Consider the following 21727-nt stretch of genomic DNA (forward strand, 5'->3'; position numbering starts at 1 on the left):
TGCTAATTTTGTCGTTTCATTGCAAGCTTATTTTGCTTTATGTAACAAAAAAAACAGATTTTGATTTGAGGGAGAGTGTAGGTGATCACAGTTTTGGTGGTAGATGACCATGAATTAGTCCGTACTGGTATTTGCCGTATGCTCGAAGACCATGCAGATGTCCAAGTCATTGGACAAGCCGAATCGGGTGAAGATGCGATTACACTTGTTCGCCAACACCATCCAAATGTCGTTCTATTAGATGTCAATATGCCGGGGATCGGAGGTGTAGAAACCACACGTCGCCTACTTCAAACAGCGCCAGATACAAAAGTCCTCGCAGTCAGTGGACTTGCTGAAGAACCCTACCCGTCTTTATTGTTAAAAGCAGGTGCCAAAGGCTATATCACCAAAGGTGCACCAGTTACTGAAATGGTCCGTGCGATTAATAAAGTGATGCAAGGTGGCAAATATTTCAGTGCAGACATTGCGGAACAACTGGCTAGCTCATATTTGTCTGATACACAACAATCACCTTTTGACGCCCTGTCTGAGCGTGAAATGCAAGTTGCCATGATGGTGGTCAATTGTATTAGTGCACAAGAAATTTCCGATAAATTATTTGTTAGCGTTAAAACGGTGAATACCTACCGTTACCGCATTTTTGAAAAACTGAATATTGATAGTGATGTCAAACTAACTCACTTGGCGATTCGCTACGGGTTAATCAAACCTTAACACAACGTACATCCTGTTACTTATGACACAGCGTTCAATTCATAGTGAATTGAACCAGTATCATTTGGGCCTTTGGTACAGTGCTTATCGCTTTATCATCAGTGCCTGTCTGTTACTGGTCTTTTTACTGACCTACACTCAATTCAGTTCAGATTATGAATACCCACGTTTATACCTATATGTATTGACGATTTATTTGCTGTTTACCAGCATTCAATTCATGTCACTTGGACGTTTCAAAGTCCGGATCCCAAACCAGTTACTACTGTTATTCATTGTAGATGTCATTTCGCTGAGCTTACTGACCTTAGCCATCGATGGACCCAATTTACATTTGAGTTTGCTGTTTGTGATTACGATTTTTGCAGCATCCCTGTTATTAGATGCCCAAAAAGCTTTGGTCATCACCCTCATCGCTGTGATTTGCGTGGTGTATCAACTGTTTTTAGGTTCAATTCTTGAATTTACCTCACTCAAAAATTTAACCAACAGTGCGATTTTGGCTTTTTTATTTTGTGTGGTGTATGGCAGTGCGCAAATTGCCGTGAAACGTTTCCAATTACTAGAAAATCTGAATTTTTCGCAATCCTTAGAGCTCCATCGGCTACAAAACATTAACCGCTATATTTTAGAACAGATTGATACGGGCTATTTGGTGTTGGATGAAAACTGTCATGTGGTGCTGAGTAATCCTGCTGCTTGCCATTTACTCGGTATGCCAAATTCTTATCATCATGACCAATATCCGCTGTACACCACGCAGCCCGATTTATTTGAATTACTCAAATTTGAAGATTTAAAAAGTGGTGAAAAATTCCAATTTGAATCCCAACAAAGCCAATACCACATTCAGGTACTCGTACAAAAACTCGTTGTGCCACATCAAATGCTGACCTTGCTGATTTTACAAGATGCACAAAAACTCAATCAGCAAGTGCAACAATTAAAATTAGCTGCTTTAGGGCAACTCTCCGCCAGTATTGCCCACGAAATTCGTAATCCTTTAGCCGCAATTGTGCATGCCAATGATTTATATCCGCAAAGTGATACCGAACAACAGCACATGTTGAATCATATGATTTCACGTCAAGCTGTGCGGATTGACCGAATTATTCAAGACACTCTAAATATGGTGCGCAATAAGGAAACCCATCCGACTCGTCTGAATCTAGAAAAATTTTTACCGTTGTTCCTGCAAGAAGATCTGGCAGATATTCAACAGAACATTCGGCTCAATGTACAAGCCAAAACTTTGATCGATTTTGATGAGGCACAGTTCAGACAAATTTTAATCAACCTAATTCGTAATGCGATTCGCCATAACAATCCGGACATGTCGTATATCGAAGTGGTGGCGCGTACGGATCAGAAAAAAGTCCAGATCGATGTCCGAGATTTCGGTCATGGGGTTGCTTTACAAAACCGCGCACAGTTATTTCAACCATTTTTTAGTACCGAAATTACTGGAACTGGTTTAGGATTATATCTTGCTCATAGCTTCTGTGAAGCGAATCAAGCACAGCTTTCCTATGTAGAAAAAAAACAGGGAGCTTGCTTTAGGATTGAGTGCTTACAAGCTGTTATTTAATTGTTTTTAGGGGAAAACTGTGGATTCACAACCACTGGTATTGTTAGTTGATGACGAAGAAGACTTATGTATGCTGATGCAGATGTCTTTATCAAGGATGGGGGTTAAAACGCATGTTGCACATCGCCTCGACGAAGCTAAAAAAGCCTTGTCTACCTATAGCTACGATGCCTGCCTAACCGATCTCAACTTACCCGATGGTAATGGTCTACAGCTCTTAGATTGGATGAATGAACACTGTCCTGCCCTGCCCGTTGCTGTGCTTACAGCCTATGGCAACATGGACATTGCCATTGCCGCATTAAAGGCGGGAGCATTCGATTTTGTCAGCAAACCGATCAATCCCAAACATCTTGAACAACTGCTACAAAAAGCCCTGAATAAGCCATTGGCCGAAGACATTACTTCGCAAGATGCTTTAGAACATAAAATGTTGATTGGTGAATCGCTTCCAATCCAGCAATTGCGTCGAACTCTAAAGAAAATTGCACGTTCACAAGCACCTGTTTTTATTACGGGTGAATCTGGTACGGGTAAAGAGGTCGTAGCCAATCTGGTTCACCGTTTAAGCAACCGTAATGAAGGGCCCTTTATTGCTATTAACTGTGGGGCAATTCCCACAGAGTTAATGGAAAGTGAACTTTTTGGCCATAAAAAAGGCAGCTTTAGTGGTGCCACCCAAGACAAACAAGGTTTGATTCAATCTGCACATGGTGGTAGCTTATTTCTGGACGAAATTGCCGAACTACCTTTAGCCATGCAAGTTAAACTGCTACGCGCAGTACAGGAAAAACGTATTCGTCCTGTAGGTTCAGACTGTGAAATTGATGTCGACTTCCGTGTGATCAGTGCCAGTCATCAGGACTTAGAAGCTCTCGTCCAACAAGGTCGCTTCCGCCAAGATTTATTTTTCCGCATCCATGTGATGGATTTAGTGTTGCCTGCCTTACGTGAGCGTGGCGACGATATCCTCTTATTGGCGCAACATTTTATTCAAAAAATTAGCCATGAATGGGAAATTGCCACTAAGCCTCTGACTGAACGTGCGAAAAATTTCCTACTCAGCCAATATTATCCGGGTAATGTTCGTGAACTCCGCAATATTATCGAACGTGCTATGACCCTCTGCGATGATGATCAAATTGACCTTCAACATCTGCAAAGTGCGCCATTAAGACAGCCGAGTGCTCAGTTCAATTCCGCTCCAACAACGAATGACTCTGCTCAGTTGGGTGCAAATAGCAATGAACAAAGTGTGGTTCCTCGTAAACTACCTGAAGAAGGCTTAGAGCTCTTTTTAGAAAATATCGAAAAAGAAGTGCTCATGAATGCGTTGAACATCACCCACTGGAACCGAACCCTTGCCGCAAAAAAATTAGGCATGTCATTCCGTTCATTGCGCTATCGTTTGAAAAAATTCGGTTTAGATACCGAAGACGAAGAGTAAAAGCTTTCCAGCGTATTGCTGTTTATTTTTGATTCAGCAATAACTCTGCAACATGATCGACATAGTGATCTTCACGTGCATCATGTTGCAGCGGATAGTTATAGTCTGGCTGCACCCCAATTCCTTCAATCATTTTGCCATTCGGTGTCAGATATTGCGACACAGTCATTTGTAAAGCCGCACCATTACTCAATGGAAATAGTTTTTGAACCACACCTTTACCATAACTTTTCTCACCCGCTACCCATGCACGTTTATGCTCTTTTAATGCTGCGGTAAAGACCTCTGCGGCAGAAGCAGAACGATTATTGATTAAGATGCCGACTTTCATATTTTGAAATTCAAAACTTGGTAAAGCCTGAAATTGTTGGTCACCCTCAGATCGACTTCGAGTCGACACAATAATGCCCTGATTCAAAAATAAATCGGCAGACTCTACTGCTGCGGACAGTAACCCCCCAGGGTTATTTCTTAAATCAAACAATACGGCTTTGACACGCGAACCATGACTTTCAATCAAACGCTTTATTTCATTGGCTGTATCTTGTTGAAAAACTTTAACGTGTAAAACTAAAACCTGATTATTTAATAATTTAGATTCTATATCTGTTTCAACTTTAGTGTTTCTGACCAAATTGATCGGTTGACTTGCAGTTATCAACTGTAGATTCAGCGTCGAGCCGATACTGCCGGTAAGCAGGTGTCGCACTTGATCTTGATTGAGTTTTTTGAGTTCTTGATCATCAATTTTAAACACCGCTGCGCCATTTTTCAGACCTAGCTTCGCTGAATCGGCATCAGGCTTTAAATTGGTGATGACCCATTGCTGTAAACCTACATCAAAGCGCAAATTGAAATCGACACTCGCAATATCCCCTTCGGTGTATTGCAAAAGCTGCTTATAGTCTTCAGGTGAAAGATATCGTGAATAACGGTCTAAACCACTGACCATGCCTTTGATGGCTTGTTGGAATAATGCATCGTCATTTTTTTCAACGACATAATTTTCTTTGACAATGCCATAGATTTGAACAAATTGTTGGATCGATTCGACAGGTACTTCGGCATAACTTTGTTCATAGCTGCCATCAAACTCATCGAAAGCCGACTTTGCTTTATCGGCTCCCCATGTCGAATGACTAGAACACAGCAGCAAGGCTGTAAGGCTTACAACTGACGTCCAGTGTGCTTTAGTCATTCATGCTTCCTTACATTTTAAGCTTCAAGAGTAATCAAGTTACGACCTTGCATTTCTGTTGGTACAGGAATGTGCATAAGCGTTAACATTGTCGGCGCTACGTCAGCCAAAACACCACCTTCTGCAATTGTTGCATTGGTCGGGCCAACATAGATAAACGGCACAAGTTCAGTGGTATGTTGAGTATGCACCTGACCACTTTGGTAATCCTGCATTTGCTCTACGTTACCATGATCGGCGGTCACGAGCATGTGACCTTTATTTGCCATCACAGCTTCATATACACGACCTAAGCACGTGTCTACGGCCTCAACTGCTTTGACTGCTGCATCAAACACGCCGGTATGGCCAACCATATCACCATTGGCATAGTTCACCACCAGTAAGTCGTACTCACCTGAATTAATTGCGGCAACCAACTCATCAGTGACTTCATAAGCACTCATTTCTGGTTTTAAATCATAAGTCGCAACGTTTGGTGATGGAATCAAAATACGTTTTTCACCCGGATATTCATCTTCACGACCACCACTGAAGAAGAAAGTCACGTGTGCATATTTTTCAGTTTCAGCAATACGCAGTTGTGTTTTACCCAAATTAGACAGGTATTCACCAATCGAGTTATGCAACACTTCTGGCATATAAGCCACAGGTGCATCAATTGTTGCTTGGTAACGTGTCAACATGACAAATTTTGATAAAGCGGGAACCACTTTACGTTCAAAACCTGCAAAATCTTTTTCCACAAAAGCTTTGGTAATTTCACGCGCACGGTCAGCACGGAAGTTCATAAAGACAACGCTATCACCATCTTGGATCGGTGCTAAATCACCAATACGCGTCGCTTTCACAAATTCATCTGATTCTTCAGCAGCATAAGCTTGCTCTAGACCTTCAACAGCGGTCGCTGCAGTGCGCACCGCTTCACCTTCAGTTAAAAGACGATAGGCTTGCTCAACTCGATCCCAACGGTTGTCACGATCCATTGCAAAGTAGCGACCAATCATGGTGGCAATACGACCTTGACCCGGATACTCAGCAAACAGCGCATCTAATTTTTCAAGCGAAGGTTGTGCACTTTTTGGCGGTGTATCACGACCATCAAGGAATGCATGAAGATACACTTTTGCACCGCGTTTTAATGCCAATTCAGCCATCGCCACAATGTGATCTTCATGTGAATGCACACCACCTTCAGACAACAAGCCCATGATATGTACAGCACGATTTGCTGTTTTGGCTTTTTCGACCGCATCGACTAAAACGTCATGTTCAAAGAACGCACCGGTACGAATATCTTTGGTAATACGAGTAAAGTCTTGATACAGCACACGTCCTGCACCAAGGTTCATGTGACCCACTTCAGAGTTACCCATTTGACCATCAGGTAAACCAACGTCTTCGCCAGAGCCTGAAATCAATCCATGCGGATGCTTTTCCTGCATTGCAGTCAAGTTTGGTCGTTTTGCTGCTAAAAAGGCATTGTCCTCGACCGCTTCGCGATGACCCACACCATCCATAATTACCAATACGTGTGGGATTTTGCCAGCAGTTGCATCCGTCATAATGAACACTCTTTCGTTTATAAATTAATCATACTATCTTACCGAATTTTCGGTGAAGACTCTATGTGACAACCATGGTTTATCTAGGTCATCAACATTGTTTTACTCAATCTTGCATGCACTTAACGTGCGCGGTGCAGCAGATAGCCACCCGCTACAAACATCAAAATAATTGGTATAAAGACGAACCATGCAGGCGATGGAGCGTACACCAAACTTGCATAACCCAAGAAATCTTGTAAGTAGTAAAAGCCCAGTCCAGCAAATAAGGCAATCACCAAGCGGAAACCCATCGACTGTTGACGTAAAGGTCCAAAAATAAATGAACACGCAATCACCACTAAGGCAATTAAAGCAAAGGGCGAACCAAACTTTTGCCAAAACGCCAATTGGTAGGTCTTCGGGACTTGGCTATATTCATGCATATAGCTCATAAAGCTCACCAATTGACTTGGTGATAAATCTTCAGGGTCAATGGTAACCATATGCACATATTTAGGTTGCAATGCCAATGAAAGCGGCTGTTCAGCATTTTGCTTAGCTACAGCATCACCCGTCGCTAAGAGATCGACTTGGGTTGAATTTTGCAGCGACCAAGAGCCATTTTTGACAAAATTCCCTTGCTCCGCATCCAAAGTGCCTCGCAAACGATATTTTTCATCAAAATCAACAACCTGAACATCTTTAATTTGACCTTGTGAATTGGCATAGTCAATATAAATAAAGCGCTGACCTTCACGCGACCAATAGCCTTTGACTTCACCCAACTCAGCCGCAGTGCGGTGACTTTTGACGCTTTTGGCTTGTTCATTGGTATAGGGAATGACCCATTCGCTTAATGCAAAGGATAAAACCACCAAAATGAGTGCCGAACGAATCACCCAGCCCACAATCCGCCAAAGGCTGATGCCGACCGAACGCATGACAATCAATTCACTGTTTGAAGCTAGAGTCCCTAAACCCAATACCGCGCCAATCAAGGCTGAAATCGGTAAAATTTCATATAAATAATTCGGTGAACTCCATAACACATACTGCAAAGCATTCCATGCGTTATAACCTTCTTTCAGCGAGCCCAATTCACCTAAATAGGTAAAAAGCACTTGTAAGCCAGCCAATACCGCGGTCGCACCAAGCATGGCTAAAGCAGTAGTTTTGGTCACATGTTTTGCAACTATACGACGTGCCAACATTTTAAGACCTCACTCGCTGAATTTGTTTCTTAATTTTGGGCGCTAATTTTTGTTTACGCGAGAACAATGCCGCTGCAATGCCGTAAATCACTAAGACCAGTGGATAAGCCCAGATGCCCATTTCATCTTTACTGATCCGCGTTTTGATCGCCATTAAAGCCACGATTAAACTGGCAAAAATAAGTAAGGCTGGGAACAGTTTTAGGTAACGCCCTTGACGAGGACTGACCTCAGACAAAGCGGTGGCAAGCAATAACGCCACCAAAATAGCGAACGGCACAAAGATTCGCCAACCAAGTTCACTGGCAACCACAGGATCATGACGGTTATCCCATAACTTCGAGGTTAGTAAAGCTTCTACTTCAGTACTTTCAAATTTTGCTTCTTTATCATTTTCTAAACGTAAACGATAACTTTGGAATTCTGCTTGAGAATAACGCGGTTGCCCCGGATAAATTTCGTAACGACGACCTTCAACTAGGTCAACCACATTGGCATTGTCATCGGGCACTTCAACACGCGTGGCTTCTTTCGCCAAAATAATGACATCGGGTTTACCCTCTTTTTCTGCACGTTGATAGAAGAAAATATCTTTTAAGTTTTTACGGTCTTCTGACAAGTCGCCTGCATAAATAGTATAGGGCCCAGAGGAAATAAACTCTTTCGGTCGAACCAAGTCAAAGCCTGTTCGTACAGCTTGTGAAGTCGTTAATGCTTCAAACTGACGGATGCCCCAAGGCGACGCCCACAGCATCAAAAATGCTTGAACAGCCATAAAGACCACGGTCATCGGCACCAATAAACGTGACAATTGATTACGACTGACACCGCTACCATTGAGCACAGCCATCTCATGATCGACATACAGACGACCAAAGACCAACATCAGACCAATAAAGAAACCGAGCGGAAGAATTAAGGTTAAAAATTCAGGCAAACGGTAGCCAATGATGCTAAATAAAATACTTGCATCTAAACGGCCCTGAGCCGCCACACCAAAGTACTTGATCAAACGACCACCCATCATGATCAAGGTCAATAAGGCAATCACAACCAGTGATGTCGACACCACTTGCTTGACCAGATAACGCCGAATAATCAAATTAATTCTTCCAAAAATAGGGCCAATAAAAACTAGCGTTAGTTTACCCGAATGTAGAAAATATAAAACCTATACCCTTGTTGCTCATTGAAACTCTATTCATATAAATGTTTCAATGGTTTAATGGTTTATAAATTTAAAAAGGCATAAATACCGCACATGAAACTTTCTATTAATACGTCATTCCAAGCGAATGCGTCCAGCCAATATTTGTTGATATTAGTAGATTCTGAGTACGTTACAAATGCAGCTACTTCATATCAAATCAATGATTTAGATAATTTAATTGAAGCGACTCAATTTAAAGCAGCACTCAATGAAAGCCTGCCTTTGGTGGCGAACATTGCCGCTTGTCGCAATAGCGCTCTTTTAGGCCTCGGCAAAGTTGCTGAATTACAGGTCAATAAATTTGCAAAAATTGCACAAACCATTATTAAAGCGTCACAAAAAAAATTCAAACAGATCAGTGTCGATATCTCTGCCCTACCACAAGAACAACATTATTTATTTGCACTTAGCCTGACGCAAGCGGCTTATGCATTTGATGAATACAAGTCTAAGAAAAATGAATTTGTTTTGGAGCAGATCCATTTAATCGCTACTGAAAGCCCATTAACCACTGCACAGCTTGAATTAATTTCTGCAGTGCAATCAGGTCAAAGTTTTACTCGTGACTTAGGTAACCGTCCGGGCAATATCTGTTTTCCTGAATATTTAGCCGAACAAGCTCAAGCACTTGCAGCTGAATTTCCGGATCAACTCAAAGTGACTGTACTCGATGAACAGCAAATGGCTGATCTCGGTATGGGTGCTTTCCTTGCTGTGAGCAAAGGTTCTGACCGTCCAGGCCGTATTATTACCATCGAATACCTTTCAAACCGTGAAGAAGCACCTGTGGTGCTTGTTGGTAAAGGCGTGACTTTTGATACTGGTGGTATCTCACTTAAACCGGGTGCTGGCATGGACGAAATGAAATTCGACATGTGCGGTTCTGCATCAGTTTTGGGTACAATCCGTGCGCTGTGTGAAGCGAAATTACCGATTCATGTTGTCGGCGCAATTGCTGCTGCAGAAAACATGCCGTCTGGTCATGCCACTCGCCCGGGTGACATCGTGACAACCATGAGCGGTCAAACCGTTGAAATTTTAAATACCGATGCCGAAGGTCGTTTGGTGCTGTGCGATACCTTGACCTATGTAAAACGATTTAACCCTGCACTGGTGATTGATATTGCAACCCTCACTGGTGCATGTGTCGTAGCACTGGGTTCAGTCCTCACCGGTATGTTCACTCCGGATGATGAACTTGCGGCTGAATTGACTGCTGCGGGTCAACACAGCTTTGACCGCGTATGGCGCATGCCAGTAATTGAAGATTATCAAGAACAACTTGATTCTCCATTTGCAGATATTGCCAACATTGGTGGTCCAAAAGCAGGCTCTGTGACCGCTGCATGCTTCCTTCAACGCTTTACGCGTGAATACCGTTGGGCGCATTTAGACATTGCTGGGACTGCATGGAACTCTGGTGCAAATAAAGGCGCAACAGGTCGTCCTGTGCCATTATTAATGCAATTCTTAGCGAATCGTGCTCAAGCGAATGGCTAAAGTTAGCTTTTATTTATTTGAAAAAAGTCCTGAACGACAAGTCGAAAGCACTTGTCGTTTATGCCGTAAGATCCTGCGTCAGCCTGTACGTATTTGGCTACATTGTGCTGACCCAGACTTACAGCAACAACTTGATGAACGCCTGTGGAGTTTCGATCACACAGGTTTCATTCCCCATGGTATCGATCAAGCCGAGGCAACGGTCTGTATTTCTGCCCAATTGCCTGAGCAAGCCGACTGGATTGTGTTTAATTTTAACGATCAAGCACTTGAACAGTTCGCAAGTTTTAGTCACATTATCGAAATTATTGAAAATAACGAACCCGCTAAAATTATCGGGCGTGAAAAATATAAACAATATCGACGTTTGGGCGTTCAACCGCAGACCCATAAACTTTAACGTGATATTGGTTTTACCCTATTTGCAAGGAGGTGCACCATGGCATTGAATGTCGGTCCAGACTTTAAACAGCGCTGGTTAAAAGTACCTGAAGCTATTCGTCAGACCTTTATTGATGACCTTGGTCGCGTTTGCGATGTACTCAATCCCAGTACAGACATTCAACACTGGCTGGTCAATGACCAACAGCAACAGCAAGTGTCTTTTGACAAAATTGAGTCTGCTTATGCAGATTTGAAAGCACAGCTGATTGAAGATGCTCGTATTCGCAAACAATTGGCTTTAGAAAAAGCCTTAGAAGAAAAACGTGAAGCTGAACAAGCCTATGCAGAACAACTGAGACGCGACGAAGAGTTACGCTTTGCTGCACAAACGCAAGCGCTCACCATGATGCAGCATAATCTTGATCGTGAAGTACAACACTATGCCGCTCGCTATCATAAAAACCCTGAAACGGGTTTAGCGGGATTAAGCCAAAGCTTATCGGTGAGCGAAGGACAAATGTTGTCAGAACTTGAAAGTGTACGCGTGCGTTTGGAACTTGAGGCAGAAACGCAAATCGAAATGGCAGTCAGTGATTTTCGTGCAAAATTGAAAGCTGCCGCACAAGAAGAAATTGACTATATCTTAGAAAACTCCAATTTTTCGACAGAATCTACATCTTCCCAAGCATCTTAAGCCGTGCATCGAAATCTGGTCACTGTCATTAAACTGACATGTATTTGCAACATGATGTTCATATGGCTGAAGCATTGTCCCTCAAAACACAATGCTTCAGGCATCCTAAAGATATAATCATGCATCCAGATGGGAATTCAATATGGACATCATTCACCAGATTACCCAGAAAATATCCTCTTTATCTGCTGGAGAACAATGGGACATTCGTGCCAAAGATCTTTGGCTGAGTCATTCAGACTTTCACAGTATTTCGGTGTATCTCAGCCGTGAATCAGAAAAAGGTGGTTTTAGCATTCAGCAACTGCCCCGCAGCTCGATTTTTCAAACCCTTGATGTGGTGACCGTTACAAAACACTAAGTTGTCATCGACTCCATAAAAAAAGCCCACAACAGTGGGCTTTTTCTCAGTCTAAGTTTGGCTTAGACCAAATCTGCAACTGCAGAAACGGTATGTCCTAGGAAATAACCAATACCAAGTAATAATCCAATCCAGATGAAACCACCCAGCACGTTATAAAACATAAATGTACCGAGGCTCATGCGTGCAGATCCAGCAGCAAAAGGCGCAAAAGAACGTACAAAAGGTACAAAGCGTGCGACTAAAATCGTTTTACCACCATGCTTCATAAAATATTTATTGGTTTTCACCATATATTCGGGCTTAAAGTAACGTGTGTGCTTATTAAAGTACTTAATGCCTAGCACGCTGCCCGTGTAGTAATTGACGCAGTAGCCCAAGACCGATGCGACAAATAACATCAGCCCCATGGTGTGTAAATGCACCACTTCCGTCGTTGAGCATAATGCGCCGATGGCAAGCAATAGGCTGTCTCCCGGCAGGAAGAACATAAATACTGAACCCGTTTCTGAAAATATCACCAGAAATAAAATGGCATAAATCCACACACCATAATTTTCCAATAACATGGGTAACCACTGTTCCAGATTCAATAAGAAATCAATCATTATCACCTGTCTGATTATTCATCATATATGTCATTCCGCGACGCATTATCACCAAAAATAAAAAAACAGTCTAATTTTTCAATCAGACTGTTTGGTTTTCTTCGGTATCAACTTATTTCAAGAAGCCATTTTCAGCGAGAAAATCTAAGCTAATTTTCGATTGCGCTGTGGTCTCAGCGGCTTTATCACCAAGCAATAAACGCTCAATATAACGTGCTAAAACATCTACTTCCAAGTTCACTTTAGCCCCAGCCTTCCACGTACAGATATTGGTTCGTTCAGCCGTGTGCGGAATTAAATTTAAGCTCAGCACATTGCCACGTAAATGGTTAATTGTCAGACTAATACCATCCACGGTCACAGAGCCTTTTTCCGCTAAATAGCGTGCAATTTCTTTCGGTGCGGTCACTTCAAAATAAATAGAACGCGCATCTGAACGAACTTGAGTGATTTCACCCACTGCATCGACATGACCACTGACAATATGTCCACCAAAACGCGTAGTCGGCAACATAGCTTTTTCCACATTTACCGCCTGCCCTGCTTTCCAGTGTTCCAAGGTGGTTCGATTTAAACTTTCACGTGAAACATCGGCTGCATACCAATTGCTGCCAAAGTCGATCACGGTTAAGCAAATGCCATTGGTGGCAATCGAGTCCCCCAAATGCACATCCGACATGTCTAAATCTGTCTGGATACGCAAGCGGACATCGCCACCCACGTTTAGAATGCTTTCAACTTTACCTAGACTTTCAATAATGCCTGTAAACATGTTCAATCCCTGAAAAATATGGGGCGATGATTTTTACCACAAATCAAGTTGCGTGCTCACGCCAGAGGTATCGACACCACCTAATTCTGCAAAATGGTGCAATTGACTCAACAACTGACGGATTGGTGGACCTGATTTGGCATGCGTATCCGTGATGACAATAAACTCTAGTACGCGTGCACGTTCAGACTGACGCTGCTTACTCACGCGGTAACGTGGTACATCTTGCGTCAATAAGCTTACTCTGCCACGTTTTAAATTGGCTTGTAACAAATCTGTGGCGCTGATATTACCATCGGTTGAATAGCTCGTCAGGATGTAACGTGCATTGATGGTTTCTAATAATTTTTCATAAGCTTCTTTCGCATGCTTCGAAGAATTATATGGACTTGGGCGTTCTTTACGCCATGCACGGTCGATTCCGCTCTTAAAGCCTTTGGTATCTGGCGTTGGTAAATCCACCTGATCCCATAACGTTAAGGCATTCAACACATGGTAGTTACTGCTATAAGCATGTTGGTTATATGGTGGATCGAGATAAGCCACATCTACTTCAAAGCCGCTCATTTGATTGGCCAAATGCTGTGCGTCGACACACCACATTTCCGCGGCGGTTTTTTTCGGATCACCAATTTCACAAAAACGACTTGGGGTCAGCCATAACAATGAACCGATACGATCTAAGGCTGCTTGGGTTTTACCACCCCAACCATGATGAAAGCTTTTAAATACACCGCTGGTATTGCTGACAAAACTTGCTGAATACAATAACGGTGCTAATAAAGCACTCATTTCCACATCATCAATCGCGCCTTGAGCTTGCCAAGTTGCAATTTGCTGACGAATCGCATCGATACGCATACCGTTACGGCGTTTAAAGAATAAACGGTCACGTGCAGGATCGTAGATTTCATCATTACGTGGACACAAGTTATGGGTCACCCAACCTTTAACTTCTGGCAAACGGTTCAGATAATCGATGGCTTTTTGATAGCCACCCAACTCTTTAAACGCTGGTGCTTCAACGCAAGAGAGAATCGCGCTGTTCAAGGCATGGCTGTAGGGTTCCCAGTCATTGGCAATAACACGATAGCCGTTTTGACGAGCCAACCGTGATACCACACCCGAACCTGCAAAAAAGTCTGCAAATATCGGCGCACGACCATCTTCGCGTTTTAAGGTTCCCGTTTGCTCAAGTGCTTCTAAAATCAGATGTAATAGGCGGCGTTTGTTTCCCAAATAAGGAACCAACTGATGGAAAAGATATTCGTCTGTGGTACGAGCCGCATGACGACGTTTGTGATAAACCGTAGACTCTGAATTCATAGCGTCTCTTGAGAAGGGATTAACCTTAAGCGAATGTCATCACCCAATTGAGTGACATCTTTCAGCTTAAATCGAAGCTGCTCTGCCATGCGGTCAAATTCCGCATTAAACATCGCACGTGCTGACTGACCCAACAAGGTCGGTGCAACATAACTGATCATTTCATCGATCAAATGTTCTTGTAAGAAAGCGGTCGAAAGTGTCGCACCGGCTTCCACAAGGACATCATAAATTTGGAACTGTTGAACGCATGCTGCTAACAGATCGGCCAAAGGCTGAATTTCAAATTGTACCACGCCCAAGTCAGCAAGTTCCTGACGATATGGCCCCATGACCATCACGGTTTCAGGTTGCTGCAATATTTTTGCGCTTAATGGCAAGCGGCCTTGGCGATCTAGCACGATACGTTTCGGCTGAACCACGCTTCGCATATCAACAGCATCATCGAGTTGACGTACGTTGAGTAAGCAATCATCTGCTAATACTGTTTCAATCCCAGTAATCACAGCACCTGATATCGCACGCCAATGCTGTACATCTTGTCGCGCCATTGCACCGGTAATCCATTTAGACTCACCCGAGGCCATGGCAGTACGCCCATCCAGGCTCGATGCGACTTTGAGCCGGACATAAGGCATGCCCGTCGCCATGGCTTTTAAAAAGCCCAAGTTCAATTGATGCGCTTCTGCTTCACAAATACCCGTAATGACTTCAATGCCAGCATCACGTAGGATTTGTACACCTTTACCCGCAACCAATGGATTGGGATCGGGACAGGCCACAACGACTTGAGCAACACCTGCTTCCACCAAACCTTTGGCACAAGGTGGCGTACGTCCATAGTGTGCGCAAGGCTCCAAAGTCACATAAGCGGTTGCGCCACGTGCGGCCTCACCTGCATCACGCATTGCAAAGACTTCTGCATGCGGCTGACCCGCTTTGGGATGAAAGCCTTCACCAACCAATTGACCATCTTTGACAATCACACAGCCCACATTGGGGTTGGGACGAGTGCTGTATTGCCCCTGCTGTGCCAATGCAATTGCACGCAGCATCCACTGTTGATGCTGCTGCAACGTCACTTGATCTAACTCAGACATGTAATCACTCATGATAAAAATGGAAGCAGATGTGCATTAGTGCTCACGCTGCTGCATTTGTTCAATTTGACGACGAAAAGCTTCTACATCTTGGAAGTCTTGATACACAGAAGCAAAACGCACATAAGCCACATGGTCTAAAGCGAATAATGACTGCATGACAATTTCACCAATGGTGCGTGATTTCACATCACGTTCACCCAAACGGCGAATTTGCAATTGAATATCACTGAGTACCGTTTCAATTTGCTCTTGCGTTACTGGACGCTTTTGCAAGGCATGCATCAGCGAGCGGCGGAGCTTGGCTTCATCAAAAGGTTCGCTCTTGGAATCAGACTTGATGACACGCGGCATCACCACTTCATAGCTTTCAAAAGTTGTAAAACGTTCACCGCAACTAATACATTCACGGCGGCGGCGTATCTGACAGCCTTCAGCAGCAAGACGTGAGTCAATCACTTTACTGTCTTCAGCGTTGCAAAATGGACAATGCATAGCGGTTAAATTGAACAAATCCGAATGGATTTAGAGTGTAGCAAAAATTTTGAAATTTGTAGAGCTTTACGCTAGATATGGAAAAAAAACAGCCCTTTCGGGCTGTTTTACACAATATATTGATTTACTGTGATCTTATTATTCTACACGTTCGCCATGTTGACTTAAGTCTAGACCCATACGTTCGTCATCAGCTTCAACACGGATGCCAATCACCAGATCAATCACTTTCAAGATAATGAATGTCATCACTGCTGAGTAAGCAATAGTCGCTAGTACGCCTTCGACTTGAACCCATAATTGATGCATTAAGTTACTCGGTGCATTGTCACCCATGATGAATTCGCTGGCAAAGAATGCTGTAAGGATCGCACCCACGATACCACCGACACCATGTAGACCAAACGCATCCAAAGAGTCATCCGCTTTCAAGGCACGTTTCAGCGCAGTAATACCCCAGAAGCAAACCACACCACCAATCAGACCCATCGCTAGAGCGCCGCCAACTGTTACGAAACCTGCCGCAGGTGTAATCACCACAAGACCTGCTACTGCACCAGAAGCACCGCCCAAGACAGACGCTTTACCACGAACCACTTTTTCAGTAATTAACCATGCCACTGCTGCTGCCGCTGCTGCAACTTGTGTTACCACCAATGCATAACCAGCCGAACCATTTGCACCCAGTGCAGAACCACCGTTGAAACCAAACCAACCTACCCATACAAGGCTTGCACCGATGACGGTTAAAGTTAGGTTATGTGGCGCCATAGATTCACGGCCAAGCCCCATACGTTTACCAAGCATGTACGCTGCAACGAGACCCGCAACACCCGAGTTGATGTGAACTACTGTACCACCCGCAAAATCAAGCGCACCGTCGTTACCTAACCAACCACCGCCCCATACCCAGTGGGTAATTGGTGCATAAACCACGACACTCCAAATTGCGATGAACGCAACAAAAGCACCGAATTTCATACGTTCTGCAATCGACCCACTAATAATGGCAACGGTAATAATGGCAAATGTCATTTGGAAAATAACAAAAAGAATCTCTGGAATCGTACCCGTCAACGCTTCTGTAGTGATACCCGACAACATAAATTTGTCTAAGCTACCGATAAAGGCATTGCCTTCACCAAATGCTAAGGTATAACCCACAATCACCCACGTTAAACTCACGACACCTGCCGCAACAAAACTGTGTGCCATGGTGCTGAGTACATTTTTCTTACGGACCATACCGCCGTAAAACAATGCTAAACCGGGAATTGTCATAAGTAGAACAAGTGCAGTGGATACTAAAATCCATGCTGTATCACCTGTATCGAGCTTAGGCTCTTCTTCTGCAGGTGCTGGCGCTGCTTCAACTGGAACTGCAGCTTCTGTTGTATTTAGCGTTGTTGTATTTGCAGTATCAACTACTGTGACTTCTTCTGTAGGTGCTGTTGCGCTTTCTTCAGCCCACGCAACAGAACCACCTAAAAGTGCACTGGACAAGCCGAGTGCAATTAGCATTTTTTTCATTCGTATCCCCCGACCTGATTTTCTGAGTTATTAGCTACTCAGCAAACTTCATGCCAATTTTTTAAACGGCATCTGCACCTGTTTCACCAGTACGGATACGGATGACTTGTTCCAGATTGCTTACAAAAATTTTACCGTCGCCAATTTTTCCTGTGCTTGCAACACGAGTAATTGATTCAATTACGGTATCGACCATTTCATCACTGATTGCGATTTCGATTTTTACTTTTGGTAAGAAATCAACCACATATTCAGCACCACGATAAAGTTCAGTGTGACCTTTCTGGCGACCGAAGCCTTTAACTTCAGTGACAGTGATCCCTTGAACACCATTTTCAGAGAGTGCTTCACGCACGTCATCTAATTTAAAAGGTTTTACAATTGCAGTTACGAGCTTCATGTTTTGTTTTCCTTCGGCTTATTTCACCTGTAAGGTTTTATGTTCAATTTTCATGCCAATATGACTACAGTCGGGGGAAAATAGTCAGCCCAGCATGAGATTTCTTTATAACCTATTTTATACGGATAATCTTGCGTATGCTTATAAAAATAGACGTTTTTACTAGAAGAATTACGATTTTACTGATCGATTAAACGCATATTTAAATAAAAGCACTATGGTCATGAATGTGGCGATGTTAAACTGCTGCCACCAATTCACTGAGGATGGTCAAAACAATGATTGAAACCTTATTACAAGCGATATTAGAACAAATCGATCAGCCGAAAAAAGACGTCGAACATAATCTTCGCAGCTTACTCAATGAAGCTGTGAGCAAAATGGATCTCGTATCTAAAGAAGAAATCGAACGCCAACGTACTGCACTGAATAATGCCAATTTACGTTTAAATGAATTGTTGAAACACGTCGAAGAACTCGAACAAAAAATTCAGAACAAAAAATAAGCACCTTTTTAGTGCAACAAAAGACGCATAACGATTAAAAATAATGCACCATAACGGAACAATAATATGTCTTTTGCCAAAATCTATACTCGGGGTTTGCTCGGCTTAAATGCACCCCAAATTGAAGTTGAAGTTCATGTCAGCCAAGGCCTACCGTCATTGACCATTGTGGGCCTACCTGAGGCCGCCGTCCGTGAAAGTAAAGACCGTGTCCGCTCTGCGATTATTAATAGCGGCTTTCAGTTTCCGACCAAACGTCTGACCATTAATCTAGCACCCGCAGATTTACCCAAAGATGGTTCACGTTTAGATCTCGCCATTGCTTTAGGGATTCTGATCGCGTCGGGACAACTTCCTGAAAATGCAGCAGATGGTTTTGAATTTATTGGAGAATTGGCACTTGATGGTTATTTACGACCTGTCAGTGGCATCTTAAGTATAGCCATTGCCTGTCAGCATATCGGGCATCATCTGATTCTACCGGCACTCAATGCCGATGAAGCGGCGCAACTGCCGGAGTTCCAAGTCTTTCCTGCTCAGCATCTTAAGGATGTATGTGAACATTTGAGTCGTTCAGCCTTAATCAGCAGCCACCCCTCGACATCGTCAGCCAATCAACACAGTTACCCTTTTGATTTATCTGATGTGAAAGGTCAACTGAGACCACGTCGTGCTTTAGAAATTGCGGCGGCTGGCGGTCATTCCCTGCTATTTCGTGGCCCTCCGGGCACAGGCAAAACCCTACTCGCCTCGCGTTTGGCCAGCATTCTTCCGCCCTTAGATATGCAAGAAAATTTGCAAGTCGCGAGTATTTATTCCATTGCAGGTGCAAATCATCATTTTGGGCAGCGTCCATTTCGTGCGCCACACCATACCGCATCTGCGATTGCCCTCGTCGGTGGAGGATGTCACTTACAAAAATAAAAGCTAGTTTACAAAAATAGAAGCTAGTCAAATATATAAAAATAGACTATTAATAACTCATAATTTCTTTTTTATAATAACCTTTATTAGAGTATATTCTGATATGACCTCTATTGACTCATTTCCTGATGATGAAATCGAACGAGTTGTCTACCTATATAGTTGTTTAAAGTTAAATTCGAGTTCTGAATCTGACAATATATTAATTGAAGTTCTACTTGTTGAGCTTGATGCGGCAAACCCTAATCGTTTAAATGTATCTGAAAATTCTTACAACAAATATGATGTCACTTTTCGAGATTTGGATACAGTACAAATTGGCACAATATGGAAAGGCCAAACACGAATAGAGGGAAGAAAATTCTCTTTTAATAACTGTCTGAGAACAGTTAATTTTGAGTTTGATTTTTCCATTAACGAACCAAAGATCATTAGATTTGATGCTAAGATTCCTGATTCAGACGAATACTACTTATATAATGAAAAAATATTCATTCCTAAAAATGAATACAGTGCAAATGTGCCTTTTAGATATTACCCATTTTTAATGAGTAAATATTGTATTTTAAAATCAAATGATAATATCGAAGTACTTACAAGTTGTATTCATTCACTCCATGCTTTTTATATCCCTGCAAGAAAGGACATTAGAGGCCATATCATCAATGAAAATTACAGTATTTCACATATAGTTGATTTATTTTTAGAAAAATATGAAATTCAAAATGTTGAAAATGTTGAAAAAATATCTGTTGTACTGAAAAAAAATATGGTTAAAACCATAGGAAAAGAAGCGATCACATTTTTGGCAAATCTAGCACTAAACAAAAACACCCAAGAAAAAGTGCTAAATATACGAAATTCGTTAAATGACATAAAACTCGATAAAACTGGAAAGCCATATCCATCTAGATTTCCTAGTGTAATTCCTCCGCATTCAACAACAATGAGCTTAACTGCCGAAGGTATTTGGCTTGAAAATGGAAAACGATTTTTAATTACACACGTATCTAAAGTTTCTCCTATTGCTGATTTTCCTATAGTAGCTTATGCACCTGTAACAGAATCAGAGGAACAGATAGAAACCATTGATAAAGATAAAGTTCATAGACAAGGTCGAAACAAAAAAAAACGCAATAACACTCGTATCAACACCCAAGAAGACCCATCTCACAACAGAGGTGAAAATAAAAAACAGACTGATATTTCAGTAGATTTTACTGACTTCGATATTGAGATTATTGAAGAAGTAATTGAAACTGAATCAAATATACAATATATTGAAAGTAAAGAAAAAAATGAAAATAAAGATGAAGAATCATCAGGCAACCGTTATGGCAATAGAAAGAATAAACCTACAAAATCTGAAAATTCAGAAAAAAAACCGAATAAACTAGATGTAGATGATCTTGCTCTTATATTTAGTAGTTTAAAAAACATTGAAGCTAAAAAAGATTCTACTAAATTAACTAAAGTATCTTACATTGATCAAAGTGGAAATCTTTCAGACACCTTTTCACTTTTACAGATAAAGCCCATCGTTAAATTCCCTATTCATAATACTTGGATTAACGATGACGTTGGAAGATTACTTTTGTTTTTAAAGTTAGAGTTAGCCGAATTTCATGATCATCTTTACCTTATTGATATTAAGAAAAATAACAAAAATAATGAAGCATTTTGTTTTTTTCTATTTATTACCAAAGAGATGCTTAATGAAAAAAATATAACCATGATTTGTGAAGCAATTGAGGGGAAAAAAGGAACAAAAAAATGGTTCGATATTTGCAAGACTAACTTCAATCAAAAAAGAGCCATGAAGCACATGCATACTGACCAAGCTGATTGGGTTGCAAGTTTTAATAAAATTTTCAAAATATTAATAAAAAAGAAAAAATTATAAATAGAGAATTAAATTTACTAAAATATGCTTCGTATTTATTGAAGAATTACGAAGCAGCTTGTTTTAAAACTTCTACTTCAAAATGATCCATTAGCTTCTTTATTACTTCTTTTTAAATAGATAACTCATATAAAGAATAGTATGAAATATATCTAAAACTTCCAACAGGTTTCTCAATCAACCAATATTAATAAAGTTATTATAAAACAATAATTTAGCTTAACAAAATCAAGTGTTTATTATTAATAATAGTTTCAGCCAAATTAAAATTACTTCCCATTTAACAGTTTTCTCCACACAATCTCC

Annotated in this window: 20 protein-coding genes and 1 pseudogene; 10 read left to right on the forward strand and 11 right to left on the reverse strand. The window is 41.9% G+C overall.

Translation table 11 applies throughout. From position 1 onward, the window contains the following. Window positions 1-81 precede the first annotated feature (81 nt). The 3 genes from FTU05_RS04435 to FTU05_RS04445 are packed head-to-tail and all read left to right on the forward strand — an operon-like array spanning window position 82 to window position 3752. Window positions 82-717, forward strand: a complete 636-nt coding sequence (locus FTU05_RS04435) for a response regulator (RefSeq protein ID WP_078189449.1) — start codon at window positions 82-84, stop codon at window positions 715-717. A gap of 22 nt (window positions 718-739) precedes the next feature. Next, complete coding sequence (locus FTU05_RS04440) at window positions 740-2305, forward strand: PAS domain-containing sensor histidine kinase (protein WP_180164345.1); 1566 nt, start codon at window positions 740-742, stop codon at window positions 2303-2305. A 19-nt stretch (window positions 2306-2324) separates the two neighbouring features. After that, window positions 2325-3752, forward strand: coding sequence for a sigma-54 dependent transcriptional regulator (locus FTU05_RS04445; protein WP_180164347.1), 1428 nt, complete (start codon window positions 2325-2327; stop codon window positions 3750-3752). A 22-nt stretch (window positions 3753-3774) separates the two neighbouring features. Here the strand turns inward: FTU05_RS04445 and FTU05_RS04450 are convergent, their stop codons facing one another. The 4 genes from FTU05_RS04450 to lptF all read right to left on the reverse strand — a co-directional run bounded on the left by FTU05_RS04450 (window position 3775) and on the right by lptF (window position 8810). Next, window positions 3775-4950: a S41 family peptidase gene (locus tag FTU05_RS04450; protein WP_180035951.1), complete on the reverse strand. Its 1176-nt coding sequence runs from the start codon at window positions 4948-4950 to the stop codon at window positions 3775-3777. 17 nt (window positions 4951-4967) lie between these two features. Beyond that, window positions 4968-6515 (reverse strand): 2,3-bisphosphoglycerate-independent phosphoglycerate mutase, encoded by a 1548-nt coding sequence (gene gpmI / locus FTU05_RS04455; protein ID WP_180164349.1) that lies wholly within the window; start codon window positions 6513-6515, stop codon window positions 4968-4970. A 122-nt stretch (window positions 6516-6637) separates the two neighbouring features. After that, entirely contained in the window at window positions 6638-7708 is a 1071-nt protein-coding gene (lptG, locus tag FTU05_RS04460; RefSeq protein WP_180039929.1) for an LPS export ABC transporter permease LptG, read from the reverse strand. A 1-nt stretch (window position 7709) separates the two neighbouring features. Beyond that, entirely contained in the window at window positions 7710-8810 is a 1101-nt protein-coding gene (lptF, locus tag FTU05_RS04465) for an LPS export ABC transporter permease LptF (RefSeq protein ID WP_180008067.1), read from the reverse strand. Window positions 8811-8969: 159 nt separating this feature from the next. Between lptF and FTU05_RS04470 the strand changes: the two genes are divergently transcribed. From FTU05_RS04470 to FTU05_RS04485, 4 genes are all read left to right on the forward strand, one after another. Further along, entirely contained in the window at window positions 8970-10418 is a 1449-nt protein-coding gene (locus FTU05_RS04470) for a leucyl aminopeptidase (protein WP_180164351.1), read from the forward strand. Then, window positions 10411-10818 (forward strand): DNA polymerase III subunit chi, encoded by a 408-nt coding sequence (locus FTU05_RS04475; protein ID WP_078189457.1) that lies wholly within the window; start codon window positions 10411-10413, stop codon window positions 10816-10818. The genes FTU05_RS04470 and FTU05_RS04475 overlap by 8 nt, the downstream gene beginning before the upstream one ends. Before the next feature lie 39 nt (window positions 10819-10857). Then, window positions 10858-11496: a hypothetical protein gene (locus FTU05_RS04480; protein ID WP_180077183.1), complete on the forward strand. Its 639-nt coding sequence runs from the start codon at window positions 10858-10860 to the stop codon at window positions 11494-11496. A 142-nt stretch (window positions 11497-11638) separates the two neighbouring features. Beyond that, window positions 11639-11857 (forward strand): hypothetical protein, encoded by a 219-nt coding sequence (locus tag FTU05_RS04485; protein WP_180035948.1) that lies wholly within the window; start codon window positions 11639-11641, stop codon window positions 11855-11857. Between the two features lie 62 nt (window positions 11858-11919). On the opposite strand, the gene FTU05_RS04490 is transcribed toward FTU05_RS04485, so the two are convergent. The 7 genes from FTU05_RS04490 to glnK form a co-directional block, all read right to left on the reverse strand. Further along, the gene (locus FTU05_RS04490) at window positions 11920-12465 is read right to left on the reverse strand and encodes a VTT domain-containing protein (RefSeq protein WP_078189460.1); all 546 of its coding nucleotides are present in this window, start codon (window positions 12463-12465) and stop codon (window positions 11920-11922) included. 112 nt (window positions 12466-12577) lie between these two features. After that, window positions 12578-13237, reverse strand: coding sequence for a riboflavin synthase (locus FTU05_RS04495; protein WP_180164353.1), 660 nt, complete (start codon window positions 13235-13237; stop codon window positions 12578-12580). A gap of 33 nt (window positions 13238-13270) precedes the next feature. Beyond that, on the reverse strand, window positions 13271-14563 hold the full coding sequence (locus tag FTU05_RS04500) for a DNA adenine methylase (RefSeq protein WP_180022076.1): 1293 nt from the start codon (window positions 14561-14563) through the stop codon (window positions 13271-13273). Then, window positions 14560-15663, reverse strand: a complete 1104-nt coding sequence (gene ribD, locus FTU05_RS04505) for a bifunctional diaminohydroxyphosphoribosylaminopyrimidine deaminase/5-amino-6-(5-phosphoribosylamino)uracil reductase RibD (protein WP_180164355.1) — start codon at window positions 15661-15663, stop codon at window positions 14560-14562. Before ribD ends, FTU05_RS04500 begins: the two co-directional genes overlap by 4 nt. Window positions 15664-15699: 36 nt before the next feature. Beyond that, on the reverse strand, window positions 15700-16158 hold the full coding sequence (gene nrdR / locus FTU05_RS04510; protein WP_067763170.1) for a transcriptional regulator NrdR: 459 nt from the start codon (window positions 16156-16158) through the stop codon (window positions 15700-15702). 138 nt (window positions 16159-16296) lie between these two features. Then, window positions 16297-17688 carry an ammonium transporter gene (locus FTU05_RS04515; protein WP_180164357.1) on the reverse strand — a complete coding sequence of 464 codons (1392 nt, stop codon included), beginning with the start codon at window positions 17686-17688 and terminating at the stop codon, window positions 16297-16299. Window positions 17689-17749: 61 nt separating this feature from the next. Then, entirely contained in the window at window positions 17750-18088 is a 339-nt protein-coding gene (gene glnK / locus FTU05_RS04520) for a P-II family nitrogen regulator (protein WP_067763174.1), read from the reverse strand. 278 nt (window positions 18089-18366) lie between these two features. Here glnK and FTU05_RS04525 point away from each other — a divergent pair, with 278 nt between their 5' ends. The 3 genes and pseudogenes from FTU05_RS04525 to FTU05_RS04535 all read left to right on the forward strand — a co-directional run bounded on the left by FTU05_RS04525 (window position 18367) and on the right by FTU05_RS04535 (window position 21421). Continuing rightward, on the forward strand, window positions 18367-18594 hold the full coding sequence (locus tag FTU05_RS04525; protein WP_078189551.1) for an accessory factor UbiK family protein: 228 nt from the start codon (window positions 18367-18369) through the stop codon (window positions 18592-18594). 66 nt (window positions 18595-18660) lie between these two features. After that, window positions 18661-19500 (forward strand): annotated as a pseudogene (locus tag FTU05_RS04530) (YifB family Mg chelatase-like AAA ATPase); the annotation flags it as partial. Window positions 19501-19621: 121 nt separating this feature from the next. Beyond that, window positions 19622-21421, forward strand: a complete 1800-nt coding sequence (locus FTU05_RS04535) for a hypothetical protein (RefSeq protein WP_180164359.1) — start codon at window positions 19622-19624, stop codon at window positions 21419-21421. Window positions 21422-21727: the final 306 nt, after the last annotated feature.

Origin of the sequence: Acinetobacter sp. YH12049 (assembly GCF_013419875.1) — a bacterium.
GTDB lineage: Bacteria > Pseudomonadota > Gammaproteobacteria > Pseudomonadales > Moraxellaceae > Acinetobacter > Acinetobacter amyesii.

Excerpts from the sequence above, each read along its gene's own strand:
- ribD (WP_180164355.1), bottom strand. The coding sequence starts at position 15,663 with ATGTCTGAGTTAGATCAAGTGACGTTGCAGCAGCATCAACAGTGGATG.
- FTU05_RS04475 (WP_078189457.1), top strand. The coding sequence starts at position 10,411 with ATGGCTAAAGTTAGCTTTTATTTATTTGAAAAAAGTCCTGAACGACAA.
- gpmI (WP_180164349.1), bottom strand. The coding sequence starts at position 6,515 with ATGACGGATGCAACTGCTGGCAAAATCCCACACGTATTGGTAATTATG.
- FTU05_RS04450 (WP_180035951.1), bottom strand. The coding sequence starts at position 4,950 with ATGACTAAAGCACACTGGACGTCAGTTGTAAGCCTTACAGCCTTGCTG.
- FTU05_RS04480 (WP_180077183.1), top strand. The coding sequence starts at position 10,858 with ATGGCATTGAATGTCGGTCCAGACTTTAAACAGCGCTGGTTAAAAGTA.
- FTU05_RS04440 (WP_180164345.1), top strand. The coding sequence starts at position 740 with ATGACACAGCGTTCAATTCATAGTGAATTGAACCAGTATCATTTGGGC.
- lptG (WP_180039929.1), bottom strand. The coding sequence starts at position 7,708 with ATGTTGGCACGTCGTATAGTTGCAAAACATGTGACCAAAACTACTGCT.
- FTU05_RS04485 (WP_180035948.1), top strand. The coding sequence starts at position 11,639 with ATGGACATCATTCACCAGATTACCCAGAAAATATCCTCTTTATCTGCT.
- FTU05_RS04490 (WP_078189460.1), bottom strand. The coding sequence starts at position 12,465 with ATGATTGATTTCTTATTGAATCTGGAACAGTGGTTACCCATGTTATTG.
- nrdR (WP_067763170.1), bottom strand. The coding sequence starts at position 16,158 with ATGCATTGTCCATTTTGCAACGCTGAAGACAGTAAAGTGATTGACTCA.
- FTU05_RS04525 (WP_078189551.1), top strand. The coding sequence starts at position 18,367 with ATGATTGAAACCTTATTACAAGCGATATTAGAACAAATCGATCAGCCG.
- FTU05_RS04535 (WP_180164359.1), top strand. The coding sequence starts at position 19,622 with ATGACCTCTATTGACTCATTTCCTGATGATGAAATCGAACGAGTTGTC.
- glnK (WP_067763174.1), bottom strand. The coding sequence starts at position 18,088 with ATGAAGCTCGTAACTGCAATTGTAAAACCTTTTAAATTAGATGACGTG.
- FTU05_RS04515 (WP_180164357.1), bottom strand. The coding sequence starts at position 17,688 with ATGAAAAAAATGCTAATTGCACTCGGCTTGTCCAGTGCACTTTTAGGT.
- FTU05_RS04495 (WP_180164353.1), bottom strand. The coding sequence starts at position 13,237 with ATGTTTACAGGCATTATTGAAAGTCTAGGTAAAGTTGAAAGCATTCTA.
- FTU05_RS04470 (WP_180164351.1), top strand. The coding sequence starts at position 8,970 with ATGAAACTTTCTATTAATACGTCATTCCAAGCGAATGCGTCCAGCCAA.
- FTU05_RS04500 (WP_180022076.1), bottom strand. The coding sequence starts at position 14,563 with ATGAATTCAGAGTCTACGGTTTATCACAAACGTCGTCATGCGGCTCGT.